The sequence below is a fragment of the Streptomyces sp. NRRL F-5122 genome (genome assembly GCF_001507435.1).
In the GTDB taxonomy this organism is placed as follows: domain Bacteria; phylum Actinomycetota; class Actinomycetes; order Streptomycetales; family Streptomycetaceae; genus Streptomyces; species Streptomyces lannensis.
Genome location: NZ_LMWH01000026.1, coordinates 1 through 19,036, shown reverse-complemented (window position 1 = coordinate 19,036; position 19,036 = coordinate 1). Strand labels below are relative to the sequence as shown.

18 protein-coding genes and 2 pseudogenes are annotated in these 19,036 nt (G+C 69.4%); 10 read left to right on the top strand and 10 right to left on the bottom strand.

The features are described from left to right. Positions 1 to 62 precede the first annotated feature (62 nt). Together ADL25_RS05075 and ADL25_RS05070 are read right to left on the bottom strand one after the other, a co-directional pair. On the bottom strand, positions 63 to 908 hold the full coding sequence (locus ADL25_RS05075) for a DMT family transporter (RefSeq protein WP_059126409.1): 846 nt from the start codon (positions 906 to 908) through the stop codon (positions 63 to 65). Then, on the bottom strand, positions 905 to 1,117 hold the full coding sequence (locus ADL25_RS05070) for a hypothetical protein (protein WP_059126408.1): 213 nt from the start codon (positions 1,115 to 1,117) through the stop codon (positions 905 to 907). Before ADL25_RS05070 ends, ADL25_RS05075 begins: the two co-directional genes overlap by 4 nt. Positions 1,118 to 1,252: 135 nt before the next feature. Between ADL25_RS05070 and ADL25_RS05065 the strand changes: the two are divergent. From ADL25_RS05065 to ADL25_RS05055, 3 genes and pseudogenes are all read left to right on the top strand, one after another. Beyond that, a pseudogene (locus ADL25_RS05065) lies at positions 1,253 to 1,978 on the top strand (iron chelate uptake ABC transporter family permease subunit); the annotation flags it as partial. Positions 1,979 to 2,292: 314 nt separating this feature from the next. After that, positions 2,293 to 2,586 (top strand): hypothetical protein, encoded by a 294-nt coding sequence (locus ADL25_RS05060; protein ID WP_059126406.1) that lies wholly within the window; start codon positions 2,293 to 2,295, stop codon positions 2,584 to 2,586. Between the two features lie 47 nt (positions 2,587 to 2,633). Next, the gene (locus ADL25_RS05055; RefSeq protein ID WP_059126405.1) at positions 2,634 to 2,828 is read left to right on the top strand and encodes a hypothetical protein; all 195 of its coding nucleotides are present in this window, start codon (positions 2,634 to 2,636) and stop codon (positions 2,826 to 2,828) included. A gap of 318 nt (positions 2,829 to 3,146) precedes the next feature. On the opposite strand, the gene ADL25_RS05050 is transcribed toward ADL25_RS05055, so the two are convergent. Beyond that, positions 3,147 to 3,896, bottom strand: a complete 750-nt coding sequence (locus ADL25_RS05050) for an SDR family oxidoreductase (protein WP_059126404.1) — start codon at positions 3,894 to 3,896, stop codon at positions 3,147 to 3,149. A gap of 148 nt (positions 3,897 to 4,044) precedes the next feature. Next, the gene (locus tag ADL25_RS05045; RefSeq protein ID WP_059126403.1) at positions 4,045 to 4,950 is read right to left on the bottom strand and encodes an AraC family transcriptional regulator; all 906 of its coding nucleotides are present in this window, start codon (positions 4,948 to 4,950) and stop codon (positions 4,045 to 4,047) included. Positions 4,951 to 5,093: 143 nt separating this feature from the next. On the opposite strand from ADL25_RS05045, the gene ADL25_RS05040 reads away from it, so the two are divergent. Next, on the top strand, positions 5,094 to 5,411 hold the full coding sequence (locus ADL25_RS05040) for a putative quinol monooxygenase (RefSeq protein ID WP_059126402.1): 318 nt from the start codon (positions 5,094 to 5,096) through the stop codon (positions 5,409 to 5,411). A gap of 97 nt (positions 5,412 to 5,508) precedes the next feature. Further along, positions 5,509 to 6,477: an alpha/beta hydrolase gene (locus ADL25_RS05035; RefSeq protein WP_059126401.1), complete on the top strand. Its 969-nt coding sequence runs from the start codon at positions 5,509 to 5,511 to the stop codon at positions 6,475 to 6,477. A gap of 79 nt (positions 6,478 to 6,556) precedes the next feature. Here ADL25_RS05035 and ADL25_RS05030 read toward each other — a convergent pair whose 3' ends face one another. The 6 genes from ADL25_RS05030 to ADL25_RS05005 form a co-directional block, all read right to left on the bottom strand. After that, positions 6,557 to 7,906: an amidohydrolase family protein gene (locus ADL25_RS05030; RefSeq protein ID WP_234380582.1), complete on the bottom strand. Its 1,350-nt coding sequence runs from the start codon at positions 7,904 to 7,906 to the stop codon at positions 6,557 to 6,559. Between the two features lie 146 nt (positions 7,907 to 8,052). Continuing rightward, complete coding sequence (locus ADL25_RS05025; RefSeq protein ID WP_059126400.1) at positions 8,053 to 8,946, bottom strand: Gfo/Idh/MocA family protein; 894 nt, start codon at positions 8,944 to 8,946, stop codon at positions 8,053 to 8,055. A gap of 31 nt (positions 8,947 to 8,977) precedes the next feature. Further along, positions 8,978 to 10,192 carry an ROK family transcriptional regulator gene (locus tag ADL25_RS05020; protein WP_059126399.1) on the bottom strand — a complete coding sequence of 405 codons (1,215 nt, stop codon included), beginning with the start codon at positions 10,190 to 10,192 and terminating at the stop codon, positions 8,978 to 8,980. A 3-nt stretch (positions 10,193 to 10,195) separates the two neighbouring features. Continuing rightward, entirely contained in the window at positions 10,196 to 11,062 is an 867-nt protein-coding gene (locus ADL25_RS05015; RefSeq protein WP_382699745.1) for a carbohydrate ABC transporter permease, read from the bottom strand. Positions 11,063 to 11,076: 14 nt separating this feature from the next. Beyond that, positions 11,077 to 12,096, bottom strand: coding sequence for a carbohydrate ABC transporter permease (locus tag ADL25_RS05010; protein WP_059126397.1), 1,020 nt, complete (start codon positions 12,094 to 12,096; stop codon positions 11,077 to 11,079). Between the two features lie 32 nt (positions 12,097 to 12,128). Next, positions 12,129 to 13,532: an ABC transporter substrate-binding protein gene (locus ADL25_RS05005; RefSeq protein WP_059126396.1), complete on the bottom strand. Its 1,404-nt coding sequence runs from the start codon at positions 13,530 to 13,532 to the stop codon at positions 12,129 to 12,131. Between the two features lie 126 nt (positions 13,533 to 13,658). Here ADL25_RS05005 and ADL25_RS05000 point away from each other — a divergent pair, with 126 nt between their 5' ends. From ADL25_RS05000 to ADL25_RS47920, 5 genes and pseudogenes are all read left to right on the top strand, one after another. After that, a complete protein-coding gene (locus ADL25_RS05000) occupies positions 13,659 to 14,705 on the top strand; it encodes a zinc-dependent alcohol dehydrogenase (protein WP_059126395.1) in 1,047 nt (348 codons plus the stop codon). A gap of 11 nt (positions 14,706 to 14,716) precedes the next feature. Further along, the gene (locus tag ADL25_RS04995) at positions 14,717 to 15,517 is read left to right on the top strand and encodes a sugar phosphate isomerase/epimerase family protein (RefSeq protein ID WP_059126394.1); all 801 of its coding nucleotides are present in this window, start codon (positions 14,717 to 14,719) and stop codon (positions 15,515 to 15,517) included. After that, positions 15,514 to 16,869, top strand: a complete 1,356-nt coding sequence (locus ADL25_RS04990) for an MGH1-like glycoside hydrolase domain-containing protein (RefSeq protein WP_059126393.1) — start codon at positions 15,514 to 15,516, stop codon at positions 16,867 to 16,869. The genes ADL25_RS04995 and ADL25_RS04990 overlap by 4 nt, the downstream gene beginning before the upstream one ends. After that, entirely contained in the window at positions 16,866 to 18,794 is a 1,929-nt protein-coding gene (locus tag ADL25_RS04985; RefSeq protein WP_059126392.1) for a glycogen debranching N-terminal domain-containing protein, read from the top strand. The genes ADL25_RS04990 and ADL25_RS04985 overlap by 4 nt, the downstream gene beginning before the upstream one ends. A gap of 136 nt (positions 18,795 to 18,930) precedes the next feature. Beyond that, a pseudogene (locus ADL25_RS47920) lies at positions 18,931 to 19,036 on the top strand (aldo/keto reductase); the annotation flags it as partial.

Genomic DNA, 19,036 nt, shown 5'->3' with positions numbered 1-19,036 from the left:
GACCCTGCCGTCCACCACCAGCCTTCCTCGGGCCTCGAGACCGCGCCCTTCGGCGAGACCGGTCAGCCGGCGTGGAGCATCAGCCCGATGCCGACCACCAGCAGCCCGGCCGCCGCGATCCGCGGCGCTCCGAACCGCTCCTTGAAGAAGACCGCGCCGATCGCCGCACCGACGATGATCGAGGACTCCCGCAGAGCGGCGATGGGAGCCAGTTCCGCCCTGGTCTGCGCCCATAGGACCAGGGCGTACGCAGCGACGGACAGGGCCGAGCCGAGCAGCCCGAGCGCAGCGAACGGCCGTAGCGTGGACAGGAGTTGGCCTCGCCATCGGTACGCCGCGTACAAGGGGATCACGACGCCCTGTATCGCCATGAGCCATGCGATGTACCCGAGTGAGGAGCCCGAGGCGCGTACGCCCAGGCCGTCCACCACGGTGTACGCCGCGATGGTCAGCCCTGTGGCGAGCGCGGCGCCGATGGCCGCCCAGTTGGGCCGGCGGCCTCGCAACCCCCACAGGGCCACCCCGGTCAGTCCGGCGCACGACACGGCGATGCCCGCCGCCGCCCAGCCGTCGGGCACCTCGTGCGCGAACACCGCCGCCAGCACCGTGACCACCAGGGGGGCGGTCCCGCGCGCGATCGGGTAGGCCTGACCGAAGTCGCCCAGCCGGAATGACCGCATCAGCAGCGCGTAGTACGCGATGTGGATGATGGCGGAGGCGATGAGGTAGGGCCAGGCGGCCGACGCGGGGAACGATGCGAACACGGCCATCGCGAGGCCGATGAGCATCCCGCCGCCCGCGATCAGTGTGAAGCCGACCAGCTTGTCGATGATGCGGTGGGCGATCGCGTTCCAGCTGGCATGGGTGACGGCGGCGACCAGTACGGCCAGGGTGACGGCCGGCGTCACGTGGACTGCTCGCGCATGTCCACCAGCGTGCTGCTCGTATCTGCGATCAGCGGCCTGAGGCTCCTCGAGAACACGCTGTGCGGGGCATCAGCCACAGCGCACGCCCTGCCATGGCCGAGCGGCGAACGGTCGTCGAGCAATGGTGCTTTTGTGCCATGCCCGAAGGCCGGCAGGCCGCTGACGGCGTACCTGTGGGTTTGCTTCGCCATGGCTTCAGAGGATATTGCAGGCCGTGGTCACAGGTGCGTGGGGGTGCCGGCACCCCAGCGATGGATTGTGATCTTCGTCGATTTTCAGCCTGATCTTGCAAGGGACCCCGGGTCTTCAGAGCCGGGAGGAATTGCATCCGCTACGTCAGTCTGTGCGCGCCTGCCCTGGTGCGGCCCCTCGCCCGAGGCTGCGGTCGTTCATCCGGATGCGGACAAGTCTGCCCGTCTCGGCGCTCGCGGGCGCATGCCTGGTGCTCGGTTCGGACGACGCGCTGCGTGCGCTGGTCTCCTCCGACCAGGCCGGCGCCGTGCCCACCGGCGCCGTCACCAGCCTTGTCGGTGCGCTGTTCCTGATAGGTCTGGCGCTGCGGGTCCGCGACTCGGCCACCGCGCGTTCACAGGGCGAAGGGGACGGCCGGGCAGTCCGTCTCCTTTGTGCTCGACGCCCGTGTGCCGCGGGTGCTGACGGCGCTCCTCGCCGGCGCCGCACTGGCGTTGTCCGGCACGTTGGTCCAGGCCGTCACGCGCAACCCTCTCGCAGAACCGGGCATCCTCGGAGTCTCGGGCGGTGCGGCGCTCGGCGCGGTACTTCTTGTGACGACGGTTCCGGCCGCCGCCACGTGGGGTATCGCCGGTGCCGCCTTCGCGGGCGCGGCTGTCGCGTCGGTCGTCGTGTTCGGACTCGCCGCGCGCGGCGGGTTCGGCAGCAACCGACTGGTCCTGGTGGGTGTCGGCGTGTCCGCCGCGACCACGGCGCTGATCATCCTGTTCATCGTGCTCACCGATCTGTTCAACGCGACGAAGACACTGACCTGGCTGTCCGGCTCCACCTACGGACGGGAACTGCCCGATGCCCGGCCCGACTCGTCGCCCGATTCGGGCCGGTGGGCGGCGCGACCGTGCTGGTCGGGTCCGTATTCGATCCGTCAACCTGGATCTCGTCGGACCGGCACTCGACGGGGAGCAGTCCGGGCGTCGATTGTGATGATCCGCCGCTGTACGGGCCGAACGGCTGGGTGCCGCCCTGGTGTCCCTCGCCCTGGTCCATTTGAAGTGCGAGATCCTCGCACTGCGGACAGGGGCGGAGGCAGCGTATGACCGGACAGGTGAGAGAGAGCGGACCAACGCCGCCGCGTCGACCTCTGTCCGGCGGACACCGTCCGTAGTCTTTGGCCATGGTCGAAACGAACGGTGTGCACCACCTGCTCGTGACGGTGGGCGAGCACCACAAGCTGAGCGGTATGGCTCCCAAGGGCATCAGGGTCGTGAGCGGTGGGCACTTGGATCTGCGCGGCGTGGCCGGACGCGTCACTGTCGAGGAGGGCGCCACGGCCCGGATCCACGGAATGGTGACCGGTGGCCTGTACAACATGGGCGGAGACGTGGAGGTGTACGGCATGGTCCACGACGGTGTGCACGACCTCGGTGAGACGACGAGTCGGATCGCCCCCGGCGCGGTCATCTCGTAACCGCGGCCGGTGTGGGCGGACCGAGCCCGTGACAGGAGGATGAGCGCATGGTGGAACACGAGACCGTCGTGCACGACATCAGCCGGGCCGCAGCGCGGCCCGGTGGGTGGGTCGAGCGCGAGGCGACCGGGCGTGCCGTGGTGCGCTGCACCTGCGGCCTCGACAGCGGCATCGTGGCGGCCACCCAGGCGGTGCAGATTGCCGACGATCACCGCCGGACGAGTGCGGAAGCACGTACCTGACGGCTTGCCGATTCCGTGCAGGCGCGGGTGGAGACGGGCCTCCGGCCCCGGTCTCCGCGAGCAAGGCCGAGCGCCGGCAAGCGCGATGACCGGAGCTCTCAGCCGAGTCCTGCCCGATGGACTCCGAGGGAATGCCGGTGGAGGACGGCGCCACCGTCGATAGAGGGCGGTGGCGGCGTCCTCGTCGGGACGGCCGCGCACCTCAGGCGCGCCGAGCAGGACACCGTCGGATCGACCGTGCCCTGCGGGCGCCGTTCCGCATCGGGACCGCCCGCGGGAGCGCGGCAGGCCGGCCGACTGCCATGGAAGGGCCGTTGACTACTTCGCCTGTGCGAGCTGGACCGCGTCCGGGCCGGCCGGGAACCGCAGCTGGCCGGTGGTGTCGTGCACGGCTCGCCACACCGTCTCCGCGACGTCGCTCTCCTTGGTGAACAGCTCCTGGCCCGCGAAGTCGGCCATGGCCTTCTCCGCCCACGGTGCGTAGGGCGCGGGGACCAACTCGTCCAGCGAGGCACCGTTCGTCGCCCTGGCGGCGAAGTTCGTCGTCAGGCAGGCGCCCGGCTCGACCGTCTTCGCCCGCACGCCGAAGGGTGCGAGCTCCAGGGCCAGAGATGCGGTGAACCCCTCGATCGCCATCTTGCTCGCCTTGTAGACGGCCGAGAGCGGCATGTGGCCCAGCACCACGCTGGACGTCACGTTGACCACCACGCCGGAGCCGCGTTCGCGGAACCGGGGCAGCACCGCCTGCGTCGTCGCCATCACGCCGAACGTGTTGGTCTCGAAGACCTCCCGCACTTGGTCCATGGAGGTGCCCTCGAAGACGCTGATCGAGGGGACGCCCGCGTTGTTCACCAGGACGTCGATGGCACCCGCCGCATCGAACGCGGCGGTGATGGAATCGGGCTTGGTGACGTCGAGTTCGATGATGCGCAGCCGGTCCGACTCGGGCAGCACGCCCTCGCGCGGTGTCCGCATCGTCGCGATGACGTTCCACCCCTGCTCGTGGAAGTGGAGTGCGGTCTGTCGCCCGTATCCGGACGAGGCGCCGGTGATCAGAACGGTCTTCATGCTGTGATCCTTTGTGATGGGACGGAATCCCGCGGTAGTCATTTTCCTGCCGCGGAGGAGAACCGGTAATCCCATTGAATCGCTCTGACCTGGTGAGTTATAGAACTTTCCTCGCTGGCTCTTGCATGATCCTGCTTGACGGCCCCGGCTACGGTAGTGCGCCCGCGGGGCTGCGCACGGTGTCCCGCAGACGGGCCGCGTCCCGGCTCGGAGGTGCGCCGAACTGGCGGCGGTACTCCCGGCTGAACTGGGAGGGGTTGTCATAGCCCACCCGCTGGCCGACCCCGGTGACATCGCTCGGGTGGGTGGCGAGCAGCAGCCGGGCCTCCTGGAGCCGGATCTGTTTCTGGAACTGGATCGGGCTCATCGCGGTCACCGCCTGGAAGTTGCGGTAGAAGGCGGAGACGCTCATGCCCGACAGGCGCGCCACGTCCTCGACGCGGAAGGCCTCGGCGTAGTGCTCGCGGATCCACCGCACGGCACGGGAGACATGGCTGAGGCCACTGTCGGCGAGGCCGAGCTGACGCACCGTCGCGCCCTGCTCACCGGTGATCACACGCCACAGGATCTCGCGTTTGATCAGTGGTGCCAGTACGGCGCGGTCGCGGGGTTCGTCGAGCAGACGCAGCAACCGGACCACCGCGTCGAGCAGTTCGGCCGGAGCGTCACTGACGGCGATCCCCGACGGCGCGCTTGCGCCGGTGTGGGGGATGTCTCCGGGGCCGGCCTGCAGGAGAAGTTCCGCGACGGCGGACGGTTCCAGCACCAGACCGACGCCCAGTGCCGGCACTCCGGGGTCGGCCTGGACGAACTGCCCCGTCACCGGCAGGTCGACGGATGCGACCAGATACTGCCCGGCGCCGTACTCGTAGACCCTCTCGCCCAGCGCGAGCCGTTTGGCGCCCTGGGCGATGACGGCGAGCACCGTGCCCGACATGGAGGGCGCCGGCGGATCCGGCCGGTCGACCTTCGAGATCAGTACGCCGTCGATCGCCGTGGTCCAATCGGGGCGCGCGTGCCGGGTCAGCAGGGTGCGGAACTCTTCGAGGTACATGCGTCCATTGCAGCACCTCCGCCTCCTTCTGTTCCCGCAGTCGAGAGGATTGTGCAGGTACCAGCGAGCAACGATCTAACGTTTGCCCAGGTCAGGCCGGTTGAATGGAATCACTTCACTCCTTCACCGAAAGGACCGGATCGATGATTGCCAGCTATGGATTCAACGCCACCCTGACCGCCAGGCCCGGCATGGGGGACGCGCTGGTCGACTTGCTGCTGACCGGCCTGAATGAAGGCAGCCCCGGCGCGAGCCGGTTCTGCGTCGTCTACCTGGTCTCCCGCTCCGCGTCGGACCCCGACGTCGTCCACGTCACAGAGGGCTGGACCAGCGAGGAGGACCACCACCGGATCTTCGGCGGTGAGGCCGCCCAGGCCATAGTGGCGCAGATCGGCGCACTGCTGGCCAAGGAGCCCGAGTACACCGACTACGTGCCCCTTCGCGGCAAGGCCACCTTCTAGGACCCCGTCGTTCCTGGCCGCCGCAGCCGCCATCCCCGCCGCGTTCGGCCCGCTGCTCGTCCACCCACCCGGCACCACTCGCGAAAGGCCTACGACCATGACCGTGGCACGACCCGCCCTGGACCCCGAACTGCGTGAACTCCTGGCCGACATGCCGCAGATGACCCGGCTCAGCGCCGAAGTGCTCGCGCAACTGCGCCAGTACCCCTCGACGCCCGTCGAGTCCCTGCTCGCGCACCGGCCGGTCGACCGGCGTGAGATCACCGTGCCCGCCACGGACGGCGTTCCGATCCCCATGTCGGTCATCAGCCCCGCGGCCGGCGACCGCACCACCGCGGCCCCCTGCATCTACTGGATGCACGGCGGTGGAATGGTCATGGGCGACCGCTTCGCACAGATCGACATCCCGCTGGAATGGCTCGACGAATTCGGCGCGGTCGTGGTCTCCGTGGACTACCGGCTGGCACCCGAGGCCACCGGCACCGCCCTCGTCGACGACTGCTACCAGGGGCTCGTCTGGATCGCGGAACACGCCGACGAACTGGGCATCGATCCGGCTCGGATCATCGTCTCCGGCGCCAGCGCGGGCGGCGGTCTTGCCGCCGGTGTCACTCTGCTCGCCCGCGACCTCGGCACCCCCGCGGTCGCCGCGCAGATGCTCATCTGCCCCATGCTCGACCACCGCAACACCAGCACGTCCAGCCGTCAGTACTCCGGCGGGCCCGGCGTATGGACCCGCGAGATGAACGAGTTCGGATGGCATGCCGTCCTCGGTGACCGCGGCGACGAGGACGTGTCCCCGTACATCTCGCCCGCGTTGGCCGACGACCTCTCGGGTCTGCCGACCACCTACATCGACACCGGCTCCGCGGAAGTCTTCCGTGACGAGGACACCGACTACGCCACCCGTATCTGGGCGGCCGGTGGCCAGGCCGAACTCCACGTCTGGGCAGGGGGGTTCCACGGATTCGACGCGCTGTACCCGCAGGCACACATCTCGGCGACGGCCCGCCGAACCCGCACGGACTGGCTCGCACGCCTTCTGCACCGGCGCCAGGGCGCATAACGCCTCGGACCGCGGTCGGCCGGGCTCGCCCTGTGACGGCGGCACGGAGAGGAGGAGCACAGCCGTCCCGCCGACCTCCTCACGATTGCCGCCGGTCAGTGCGCGGGCAGCGGGATGCCGGTTCCTGTGCCGTCGGACCGGCCTGCGCCGGGATGCCCGACCGGAGCCGAACCCCGGTTCTGGCGGCAGTGGTCGCCGGCTGATGTCCGCGCTTCACAACGGTCCTGGATCGACAGACGTCGATCCTGGACCGACGGAGTGCAGAGAGGCGTCGCCGAGTATCAGGCGATGACTCGGCCCCGCAGGATGATGCGGCTCGGGTGGGCCAGAGCCGAGCTGTCGAGCGTCGGGTCCGTGTCATAGGCGACAAGGTCGCGGGCCCTCCGTCGACCAGCCCCGGCAGGCCGAGCCAGGACCTGGCCGACCACGATGCCGCGCCCAGCGCCGCTTCGGCCGAAAGACCGGCACGGACCAGCCACTCGACCTCCGATGTGACGGTGCCGCAGGGGAACCTGTCGGTGCCCGCGAGGACGGTGACCCCGGCTTCGTGAGCGGCCCGGACGTTGGGCAGCATGGCTTCCCATCCGGCCAGCCACCAGTCGCGACGGGCACTCGGCTCCTCGGCGCGTCGTCGGTCGGCTCCGGCGCCGAAGGCACTGAGCGTCGGGACGAAGGCGGTGTCTTGGGAAGCCATCTGATCGATCAGGCCGGGGTCCAGGTGCATGCCGTGTTCCAGGCTGTCGACGCCTGCTCGAACGGCGTTGAGACTGCCGTCGGCGGTCTGGCAGTGGGCGGCCACTCGGCCGCCGATCGCGTGCACGGCTTGTACGACGGCGCTGAGGATGTCCCGTGGCAGTGCCGGTTCGTCATGCCTCCAGTCGGCGATGACCTTGCACCAGCCCGAGGACGCCTTGGCTTCCTCGACGGCGGCGTGCACCAGATCTTCTTCACTCACGTCCCGCCCGAGGCCGGGAAAGAAACGGCCGGGAGTGGCCAGCCAGCGTCCGGCCGAGCGGACCCGTGGCAGCTGCGGATCCTCGTCGACCCAATCCGGGATGCGTGCGGCAGACCCGGGCGTTCGCACCAGCAGCACTCCGGCGTCGCGGTGATCGGTCAGGTGCAGGCGGAGCATCTCGTCGCTGAACGGGGCGTCGTGGACCTCGGTGCCCGGATGGGTGTGCACGTCCACCAGGCCGGGCAGCAGCCAACCGCCCTCGACGACGACGTCCGCGTCCGGAACCGGCTCCGTCCGCAACCGGTCTCCATCGATCCAGAAGGACCGCTCTTCCCGTTCCGGCAACACGATGCCTCGCACCTGCAGCACCACCGGTGACAGCCTCCCCGAACCTGAACGTGCGCCGTTTGTCGATCCCTTGATCCTAGGGGCGTTCGAAACGACTGAGCCTTGGCCGGGTTCCGCGTGCACCACGCACACCCGGCGGGAGGACCCGGCGGGGCATCATCGGAGGGTCGGAGGGCAGCCAAGGAGGATCCTCCCCGGCTGACGCCTTGAAGGCGACGGCGTGCATGGGCCGTGCTCGGTGTAGAACGCCGCCGCCGCCCCGACCGGTCAGCTCACTGCTGTGTTGCCTGCTCGATGAGGGTTTGCAGGTACAGGCCGCGGTGAGCGTCGAGTTCGGTCGGCGTGTGGGTGCGTATGGCGGTGGCGAAGTCGCGGCGCAGGATGGGCCAGCACTCCTCGTGGTCGATTTCCGCGGTGTCGTAGGCCGTCGGTGGATTCGGGCCGAAGAGTTCGATGCGTGTGATGGCGCGCGGCAGGTTGACGGAGCCGGAGAGGGAGGCCTGGCTCACGGCTCCGTTGGCGTGTTCGCAGGTGAGCTCGATCCATCGCCTGGGGTCCCCGGTGCTGCGTATGGCGGTGATGGGGGCGATCGCCGCGTCCAGGAGGTCGAGCAGATGGGGTCCCAGATCGAGCAGCGCGCCGTGTTCGAGGCGCCAGCCGGTGGCGAAGTCGCCGCCGAGGAAGGCGCCGTGGAGATAGGCGGAACGTGCCCCGGTGATGTCGAGGCTGCGGGCGGCGTCGAGAAAGGCGCGGGTGGTCGGGTGATAGCGCTTGGTGAGGACGAGTTGGGAGATCACCCCGGCTTCGGCGATGGCGTCCGCCACGCGCCGGGCCGTGGCGAGGTCGGGGCCGAGGGGCTTCTCCAGCAGCAGGGCCTTTCCTCGTTCGGCCGCCAGTGGTGCCAGTTCGCCCTGGACGGCGGGTGGGACGGCGAAGGCCACGGCTTCGCAGTGGTCGAGGAGTTCGTCGAAGTCGGCTGCGACATGGGCCGCGTAGGGGGCGGCGGTCTGCTGGGCCGCTTCGGGACGGCGGGCCCAGACCGCGGCGAGTCGTGTTTCCGGGCCTGCGGCGAGTATGCGGGCGTGCATGGCACGGGCCCAGGGGCCGGCGCCTACGAGGCCGACCTCGACCGGGCGGTGTGTCCAGGGAGCGGGTTCTGCTGTCACGGTATTCCTGTGGGTGTGCGGCGCCTCGACGTCAGAGTGCGAGGCGGTTGAGACGGGCGTCGGCACGGTCGGGGGAGTAGAGGAACTCCACGACCATGGAAGCGGCTCCGATGACACCGGCGTGGTCACCGAGCCGTGAGGTGACGACCTGGAGGTTGGCGGTCGTGCGAGGCATGGCGCGTTGATAGAGCAGCTCGCGGACTCCGGTCATGAACGGTACTCCCGAGAGGTCTCCGGCCAGCATCAGCACGCCCGGGTTGAGCAGCGTGACGACCGTCACCAGGACTTCGCCCGCCCGGCGCCCCGCCTTCCGGGCGAGGCGGATGGCGTCGGGGTGGCCTTCGGCGAGAGCGCGTTTGACGTCGGAACCGGAGGCGGTGTCGAAACCGAGTGCGGACAGTTCGCGGGCGAGGGCCCGGCCGCTGGCCACTGCGGCCAGGCAGCCGTAGGACCCGCACATGCACAGGGCGTCGAGGCGGTCGTGCAGGCGGATGTGGCCGATGTCGCCGGCTCCGCCGTCGATGCCGCGGTAGACGTCACCCCCGACGACGACGCCGGCGCCTATACCTGTGGACACCTTGACGAGGACGAAGGCCGCGCTGTCACGGTGGTTCGCCTGGTGTTCGGCCAGCGCCATGAGGTTGGCGTCGTTGTCGACGAAGACGGGGATCGGCTCCTCGTCCTGGCCGGTGCCCACGTGGTCGGCGTAGGCCTTCTGCAGGCGTTCGCGGACGGGGTAGCGGTCCCAGCCGGGCATGATGGGCGGCTCGATGATCCGCCCCGTCTCCCAGTCGACGGGGCCGGGCACCGACAGCCCGATGCCGCAGACACGGGTGGCGTCCACGCCGGCGGCGCCGATCAGATCCGGGAACCACGCGGCGAGTCGGTCAAGGACGTCGTCCGGGCCGTCGGTGATGTGCAGGGGGCCCGTGTGCTCGGCGAGGATGGTGCCCGCCAGATCCAGCACGGCGGCCCGGGCATGACGGGTCTCGAGATCGACGGCGATCACCGACGCATGCGTCGGATCGAAGACGATCTTGTGGGACGGGCGGCCGCCGGTGGAGGTGCCGGCGGTGTGCCGGAGCCATCCGGCGCGGTTGAGGAGGTCCAGTCGCGCTCCGATGGTGGAGCGGGACAGGCCGGTGGCGCGCTGCAGGTCGGCGCGGGTGTTGGCGCGGCCGCTGCGGATCAGCTGCAGCAGTTCTCCCGCGCTGACCTGACTCGGCGTCATCATGACTTCCCCCATGGCTCAGCTCTTGTCGGCGCCGCTGGTCAGGCCCTCGGTGAGCATGCGTTCGGCGGCGAAGAACAGAAGTACCACGGGAATCGTCAGCACCACCGAGCCGGCCATGAGAATGGTCTTGGGCACTTCTACGCCGTTCGAGAGTTGTGCCAGGCCGAGTGAGACGGTCCACTTCTCGGGGTCGGCGGCCAGGAAGAGGAGAGCGAAGAGGAACTCGTTCCAGGCGATCATGAACACATACAGACCGGTCGCCATGAGGGACGGCAGGGCGAGGGGCAGGATGACCTTTCGGACTGTCTGCAGTCGGCCGGCTCCGTCGATCGCTGCCGCTTCCTCGATGGACGCGGGGATGGTGACGAGGTAGTTCTTCAGCATGTAGATCGCCACGGGCACGGTCTGGGCCACGTAGACGATGGCGAGGCCGACCAGGCTGGAGGACAGGCCCAGCTTGGCGAAGATGACGAACAGCGGAACGGCCAGCAGGGTCGCCGGGAACAGGTAGACGGCGAGGAAGAGCGCGCTGACCTGGCGGTGGCCGAAGAACTTCAGGCGGCTGACGGCGTAGGCGCCGGGCACGGCGGCCAGCAGGGTGAGGATCACCGTACCGAGTGAGACCAGTGCGGAGTTGAGCAGGAACTTCACAAAACCCTGGCCGCCGTCGTCGGTGGACTTCAGCACGTCGCGGTAGGTGGAGAGGGTGAAGTCCTTCGCCGAGACCCACAGCGACCCCGGGTCGAGCAGGAGAGCGTCGATGGGCTTCACCGACAGCAGCACCATGTAGTAGAAGGGCGCCACGGTGATCACTGCGAGGAAGGCGATGACGAACCAGCGCAGGACGCCGAAGAGTCTGTCCTCGAACTGGGCCCTGGTCAAAGTGGCCTTGCGGGTCACGATTCCTCCTGGACCTTGTTGCCGAAGAACTTGAAGTAGAAGCCGAGCAGGATCATCAGGGAGGCGGCCAGGACCAGGGCCTGGGCGGCTGCTGCCCCGACGTCGTAGCGGGCGGTGAGGAAGTCGTAGACCCGGACGGCGGCGACGTTCGTTCCGGCTCCGCCCCCGGTCAACAGGTAGACGTCGTCGAACTTGTTGAAGGTCATGATGAATCGCAGGACGCACAGCAGGGCGATGACGGGCATGAGTTGGGGCAGCAGGATGTGGCGGAAGCGCTGGGTCAGGGTGGCGCCGTCCACCATGGCGGCCTCCTCCAGGCCCGCGGGGACCGCTTGCAGCCGGGCGAGGATGAACAGGAAGGCGAAGGGGAAGTAGCGCCAGCACTCGAAGGCGATGACGGTCAGCAGGGCCAGCGGTATGTCGAAGTGCGCGCCGAGCAGGTTGACCTGGTACTCGCGGGTGGACAGGAAGGCGATGGGATTGTCCCAGCCGAACAGCCGGTGGCCCCAGTCGTTGACCACGCCGTACTGCGGGCTCAGGGCGACCTCCCAGACGAAGGCCACGGCGACGACGGGGGCGACGTAGGGCAGCAGCATGGCCGCGCGCAGCAGTCCGCGGCCGCGGAAGGGCTTGCGCAGGGCGAGGGCGGCGACGAGTCCCAGGGCGACCGATCCCAGGGTGGCGCCCGCGGTGTACAGCAGGGTGGTGCCCAGACTCGACCAGAATCCGGCGGAGTCGAAGACCTGGGTGAAGTTGTCGAGGGACCAGTTGCCGACGAGGCCCATACCTTGGATGTCGACCAGCTTGGCGTGCTGGAAGGCGAGGAGCACGGTCCACAGGATGGGCAGGATGACCACCACGAGGACCACGACGAAGGTGGGGGAGACGAAGGCGAGGCCTGCGCGGTTGGCGCGTCGGCTGGCGGTCATCGGGCGCCGCCGGCGATCGGCGGACCGGTCCGCCGACCCGGGGCTGGTGTGCCGGCGCTTCGGTGCGCCGACGGGGGCTGTTGTCATGGAAGGACCTTTGCGGGCGTGCATGCGGGCGGCTACTGCAGGGACTTCTTGAGGGCGGCGACTTCGTCGTCGGCCTCGTGTGCGGCCTCGGAGGGCGAGATCTGTCCGCTGGTCATCGCGCCGATGGCCTTTGGCACGGGGAGTTCGCCGTTGGTGGCGCCGACGAGGGCCCCTTCACCCTGGGTGATGCCCCAGCGCCGCATGTTGCTGACGCCGTCGGCGAGTTGGTTGAGCAGCTCCTCGGGAAACACCTGGTCGAAGGGCTTTCGGGTGTCGACGCCGATGTCGCTGTGCCGCCAGGCGTCGAGGTAGAGATCGGGCTGGGCGGCCGTGCCGTGGCGGACGGGGATCTTGCCCTCGGGGGCCATGCCGATCCAGGTCTCGTAGCCCGGGCCCATCATGTACTCGATGAACTGGCGGGAGGCGGCCGTCTCGGCCGTCTTGGTGGTCACCCATGAGGTGATCTCGCCGAACTGGGCCGCCTGCGCGGCGTCGGGGCCCTTCAGCGCCGTGACGATGCCGCTGTTGCGGGACAGGTACTGCGGGTCCTTCTTGCACTGGGGGCAGCTGGGCAGGGCGTCCTTGCGCAGGCCCGCGAGTTCGTCCAGCAGGAACGACGACCAGATGATCATGGAGGACCGGCCGGCGAAGTAGGTCGCGCGGGTGGAGTCCACGGTCTGGGTTCCCGGGGCGCCGTAGGTACGGGCGAGCTGGTCGTAGGTGTGGAAGGCGGTCTGGCACTGCGGGGATTCGAGGGCGACCTCGTGGTGGTCGTCGACGAGCTGGCAGTCGTTTGCGAGGGCGACGCTCTCGAAGCTCTGCGAGGTGAACGCGTCACCGGGGTCGGTGGCCGCCGATATGCCGTCGTTGCCCTTGGCGGTGAGCGCTTTGGCGGCGGTCAGGGCGCGTTGGTAGGTGTCGGGCGCCGCCAGCTGCTTCTGGTCGAACTGGTCCTTGCGATAGACCAGCAGCTGGAGCCACGCGTCGGAGGGTACACCGAGGCTGGTGTCCTTGTCGGAGGTCAGGTCGAGCGCGTTGGCGTTGAAGGTGCCGCGCCCCAGCTCACCGATGATTTTCTTCGGGATGTCCGTGTTGAGCAGCCCGTTGGTGTACATCTGCCAGACCTGGCCCATCGGGGCCGCGCCGATGACGTCGGGCAGCTTGCCGGCGGCCGCGGCCGACATGATCAGTTGGGGCATCTGGCCCTCGTCGACCCCGACGAGATGGACCTTGATCCCCGTTTTTTTCTCGAACCCGTCGATCGCCTTCTGCGTTGCCGCGATGCGATCGGGGAGGTTCTCCTGTGACCAGACCGTTATCTCGCGGTCCGGTTTGCCGGGTCCGGTGCTGCTGGAACAGCCCGTGAGCAGCCCGAGTCCCAGGGCTGCTGTGACGCCGACCGCGGTCATCCTCGACCGCAGGGTCATGGTGCGCATTGCGTGTCCTTGTTCCGGCTTACGTCTACTGGGAACGCATCTCAGCATCAGTTTTGCGTGTTGACAAGACATAAGTTGGAGCTATTGTCGACGCAACTCACCATCGCACCACTTCCGGAGCCATCCGTGGAACGCGTCGTTCAATTCACCGGTCCTCGCCAGGTGGAGGTCGCCGAGCACGTCCGAGCCGAGCTGCCGCCGGGCCACCTCAGAGTCCGCACCCGCTACTCGGGCATCTCCGCCGGTACCGAGCTCACCGCCTACCGGGGGACCAACCCCTACCTGACGCGCACCTGGGACCCCGAAGCCCGGCTCTTCCGGGAGGGCGCGGCCGGCATCGAGTACCCGGTGGCCGGCTGGGGCTACTCCGAGGTCGGCGAGGTCGTCGAGGTCGCCCCTGACCTGGCCGACACCCCAGGGCTGCCGCACCCCGGCGACCTGGTGTGGGGCATCTGGGGACACCGCAGCGAGGGCATCGTCCCCGCCGAGCGCATGACCGGCCACACCCTGCCGGCCGGGCTCGAGCCCCTGGCGGGCGCCTTCGCCCGGGTCGGCGCCATCGCCTACAACGCCGTCCTGGCCGGCGACATCCACCTCGGCGAGGACGTGGCCGTGTTCGGGCAGGGTGTCATCGGCCTGCTCACCACCCGGCTCGCGCAGCTCAACGGCGCCCGTGTGACGGCCGTCGACGCACTGGACGGCCGCCTGGAAACCGCAAAGCGGTATGGCGCACATCACACGCTCAACGCACGTACCGACGCGGTTGCCGAACGCATCCGCGAGGCGACCGCCGGACTCGGCGCCGACCTCGCCATCGAGATCAGCGGCGCCTACCCGGCCCTGCACGACGCCCTTCGCTCGGTCGCCGTCGGTGGCCGGGTGGTCGCCTCCGGCTTCTACCAGGGCGACGGCATCGGACTGCGGCTGGGGGACGAGTTCCACCACAACCGCGTTCAGCTCATCTGCTCCCAGATCGGCGGTGTGCCGCCACAGCTGTCCCACCGCTGGAGCGTCGAGCGTCTTCAGCAGACCTTCCTCCGGCTGGTGGCCGAGGGGCAGGTCGACGTCGCCTCCCTGGTCAGCCACGTCATCCCGGCCGCCGACGCGGCCGACGCCTACGTGCTGCTCGACGAGCGCCCTGCCGAGGCGCTGCAGGTCGTCCTGGAATTCTGAAAGGCCCCACCATGCTCAAGACCGCCGTTCAGGAGCAACTCCTGCCCGGAGACACCCTGCAGGCCAAGTGGGACTTCGCCCAAGCGGCCGGCTACGACGCCATCGAACTGCGTGGCAAGGGGGATCTGCACTTCGCCTCCCGCCTCGACGAGTTGAAGCAGGCGGCGAAGGACGGGGTGGTCATGCCCACCGTCTGCGTCGACATGCTGCACTTCTTCGGCGCCTTCGACACCTCTCTGCGCGCCGATGCCATCGCCCAGATGAAGTCCCAGCTCACCGTGATCGCCGAGATCGGGGGTTTGGGCGCCCAGACCCCCGCCTCCTACGGCATGTTCTCTCGCCGTCTGCCGCCCTTCGAGCCGCCGCGCAGCGAGGAGGAGGACCGCGAGATCCTTCTTGCCGGCCTGACCGAACTGGGGGAGCACGCGCGCAGGGAGGGCGTCACGCTCTTCCTCGAACCGCTCAACCGGTACGAGGACCACATGGTCAACCGGCTGGAACAGGCGGCCGACCTGATACGCCGCACCGGACTCGACTCCGTCAAGATCGGGATCGACAGCTACCACATGAACATCGAGGAGAGCGACCCCGCCGCCGCGATCCTCGCCCACGCCGACCTCATCGGCCATGCCCAGGTCTCCGACTCCAACCGCCTCCAGCCCGGCGCCGGACACCTCGATTGGCCCGCCTGGCTCGCCGCCCTGCACACCATCGGTTACGACGGGTACCTCGCCGCCGAATGCCGTCTCGCCGGCGACCCCCTCGAGGCCGTCCGCTCCATCCCTGCCTTCCTGCAGAGGTCCGGCGCGTGAACTCCCTCCTGGACCGGCCCGTGTCCACCGCGTCCGTGGCCCTGACACTGCGGCGCGGTGCGGCACGGGTCCTCATCGACAACTGGACCGGTACCTCCACCGTTCCCTCCCGCACCCTCTACCCCCATCAGTGGAGCTGGGACTCCGCCTTCATCGCCATCGGGCTGCGCCACCTCTCCGCGCGCCGGGCCCAGCAGGAACTCGAGTCCCTGCTGGCCGGCCAGTGGGCCGACGGACGCATCCCGCACATCGTCTTCAATCCCGCCCTGCCGCACGACGCCTACTTCCCCAGCCCCGATTTCTGGCAGTCCTCGCGCTCCGGCCGAACCGCCGGCGCCCCGGCCACGCCGGAGACCTCGGGCATCGTCCAGCCTCCCGTGCACGCGCTGGCCGCCTGGCTCACGCACCAGGCGGACCCGCGGGAATCCCGCCGTCGCAGGTTCCTCAGCCGCGCCTATCCACGGCTCGCCGCCTGGCACGACTACCTCCTCACCCGCCGCGACCTCGGCGGCGCGGGGCTGGCAGCTGTCGTCCACCCGTGGGAGCCGGGCATGGACAACAGCCCCTGCTGGGACCGGGCCCTGCACCGCGTGCAACCCGCCGCGCCCGAGGCCTTCCGCCGCGCCGACCTCAACCACGGCCACCCCGCCGACCGACCCACCGACCTGGACTACGCCCGCTATGTCCGGCTGGCGACCGACTACCGCGAGGCCGGCTACGACGACCGCGCGCTGCGGCACGGCTTCGCCATGGAAGACCCCTGCTTCAACGCCCTGCTCATCGTCAGCGAGCACGCCCTCGCCGCCATGGCCCATGAACTCGGCATCGACGGCGCCTCCCACACCGCGCGTGCCGAGGAACTCACCGGCCACTTGGTGGCGCGCCTGTGGGACGACGAGGCCGGCCTGTTCCGTGCCCGCGACCTGACCACCGACACCCTGGTCGACGAACGCAGTGTCACCGGCCTCGTCCCCCTCGTCGTACCCGGCCTGCCGCACGACATCGTCCGGCGGCTGCAGGACACCCTCGACGGACCGCACTTCAGCGCGCCCGCCACCCGGCTGATCCCCAGCTACGACCTGACCGGTCATGCTTTCGACGCCCAGCGCTACTGGCGCGGCCCGGCCTGGTTCAACACGGCCTGGCTGATCCACCGCGGACTGCGCACCCACGGCCTCCACTCCGACGCCGAACGGCTCCAGCAGGGCTTCCTCGCCGAAGCCGGACGTTCGGAGTTCGCCGAGTACGTCGACCCGACCACCGGCGCCGCCCGAGGCGCCCGGCACTTTTCCTGGACCGCCGCCCTCGCACTGGATTTGCTGAGCGCCGACCCGAAGGAGCCCCAGCCATGACCGCGGGCGACCACGCCGTGCAGCTGGTGCGCGAGGCCACCTTTGCCCGCCTCGATGCCGGCGCGGGTATCAGCGGCACCCGCGGGACCACACCCGACGGACTGTTCCTGAAGGACGCACGCCATCTCAGCCGCTGGCAGCTCACCGTCGACGGCAGGAGTCCCGTCGCCCTGGTGCCGGCCGAGGCGACGACGGACGACACGGCCGAGTGCGTCCTCACCCCGCAGGGCACACGGGACAATCCCCCCGCCTACACCGTCTTCCGCAGGCAGACCCTCACCGCTGGCACACTCACCGAACATCTGCGGCTGGTCAGCAACCTTCCCCACCCGGTCTCTGCCCGCATCGATCTCACTGTCGACGCCGACTTCGCCGACCTGTTCGAACTACGGGCCGACGATCGCCACTACTCCAAGCCCGACGCCCGGTACACAACCCGCACGACGTCCGACGGCGTGCACTTCGACTACCACCGGGCCGACTGGCACTCCCGCACCACGCTCACCTGCCGTCCCGCCCCGGACGCCGTCGACACCCGGCAGGGCGCCTCACCGTCCGCCGCGCGGACCCTCACCTGGCATCTCCCGCTCGACGAACACGGCGAGAGCGAACTCCAACTGACCGTCCGCGCCCAGCCGCACGGACTGCCGTACGAGCCGCCTGCCGTTCCGCACCCCCCTCGGCAGACACCGACAGCGACCGACGACCTGAGTCGTACCTGTGAGCGAGGCCTTGCCGACATCGACCTGCTGACCATCCCGGTGACGGGCGTGGACGGTGACCCGGTGCACGTACCCGCCGCCGGAATCCCGTGGTTCCTCACCCTGTTCGGCCGCGACTCCCTGCTCACCTCCTACTTCCTGCTTCCCTACCGGCCGGACACGGCCGCCGCCACACTCAGCGCCCTCGCCGCCACACAGGGGCAGCGCTACGACGCCTTCAGCGGCGAACAACCCGGACGCATCGTCCACGAGACGCGCCAGGGCGAACTCGCGCACTTCCGCCAGATCCCCTACGGCCGGTACTACGGCGCCGTCGACGCCACACCGCTGTTCCTCGTCCTGCTCCACGCCCACTACGAGACGACCGGCGACAGCAGCCTTGCCACGCGCCTGGAGGACCACGCACGGCGGGCCGTGGACTGGATGCTCACCGACGGCGGCCTGGAACAACACGGCTACCTCGTCTACACCCCCGACCCCGGGGGACTGGTCAATCAGAACTGGAAAGACTCCGCAGGCGCCATCTGCTTCACGGACGGCACCCAGGCAAAGGGCCCCATCGCCGTCTCGGAAGCCCAGGGCTACGCCTACGACGCACTCCGGCGCACCGCCGAACTCGCCCATGAGATCTGGCAGGACGAGGCATACGCCACCCGCCTGAGCGACACGGCCGCCCGACTGCGCAGCCGCTTCACCACCGACTTCTGGATGCCGGAAGCCGACTTCCCGGCTCTCGCCCTGGACGGCGACGGACACCAAGTCGACGCCTTGGCCTCGGATGCGGGCCACCTGCTGTGGTCCGGCATCCTCGAGGCCGAGCACGCCCGCCGGGTCGGCCGCCGCCTGCTGGCACCGGACTTCTTCTCCGGCTGGGCCATCCGCACCCTGGCCGCAGGACAGAAGCCGTACCACCCCCTCTCCTACCACCGCGGCAGCGCCTGGCCCCACGACAACGCCGTCATCACTCTGGGCCTCGCCCGCTACGGGCTCACCGACGAGGTCGACACCGTCACCGAAGGCCTCATCGCGGCAGCGGCCCACCACGGCCACCGCCTGCCGGAGGTCATCGCCGGCTACGGCCGATCCTCCACCAAGGGCCCTGTTCCTTACCCCCATTCCTGCTCACCCCAGGCCTGGGCGGCGGCAACACCCCTGGCCCTGCAGACAGCGCGGCGACAGGTACGGAACGAACACCGGGCCTGAACTCCGGCGCCCGGAGCCGTAAAGCTGCCGACACCACACACAAGGGCCGGACGCTGAGGCCGGATACAGGGACAGGACCCCTGACCACACCGGCAACTCCCGGCCCAGCGAAGTCATCGACCAAAGGACTGCCCCCATGCACCACCGTCATCTCGGCCGCAGTGGCCTGATCATCAGCGAGATCGCTTACGGGAACTGGCTCACCCATGGTTCGCAGGTGGAGGCCGAGGCGGCTGTCGCGT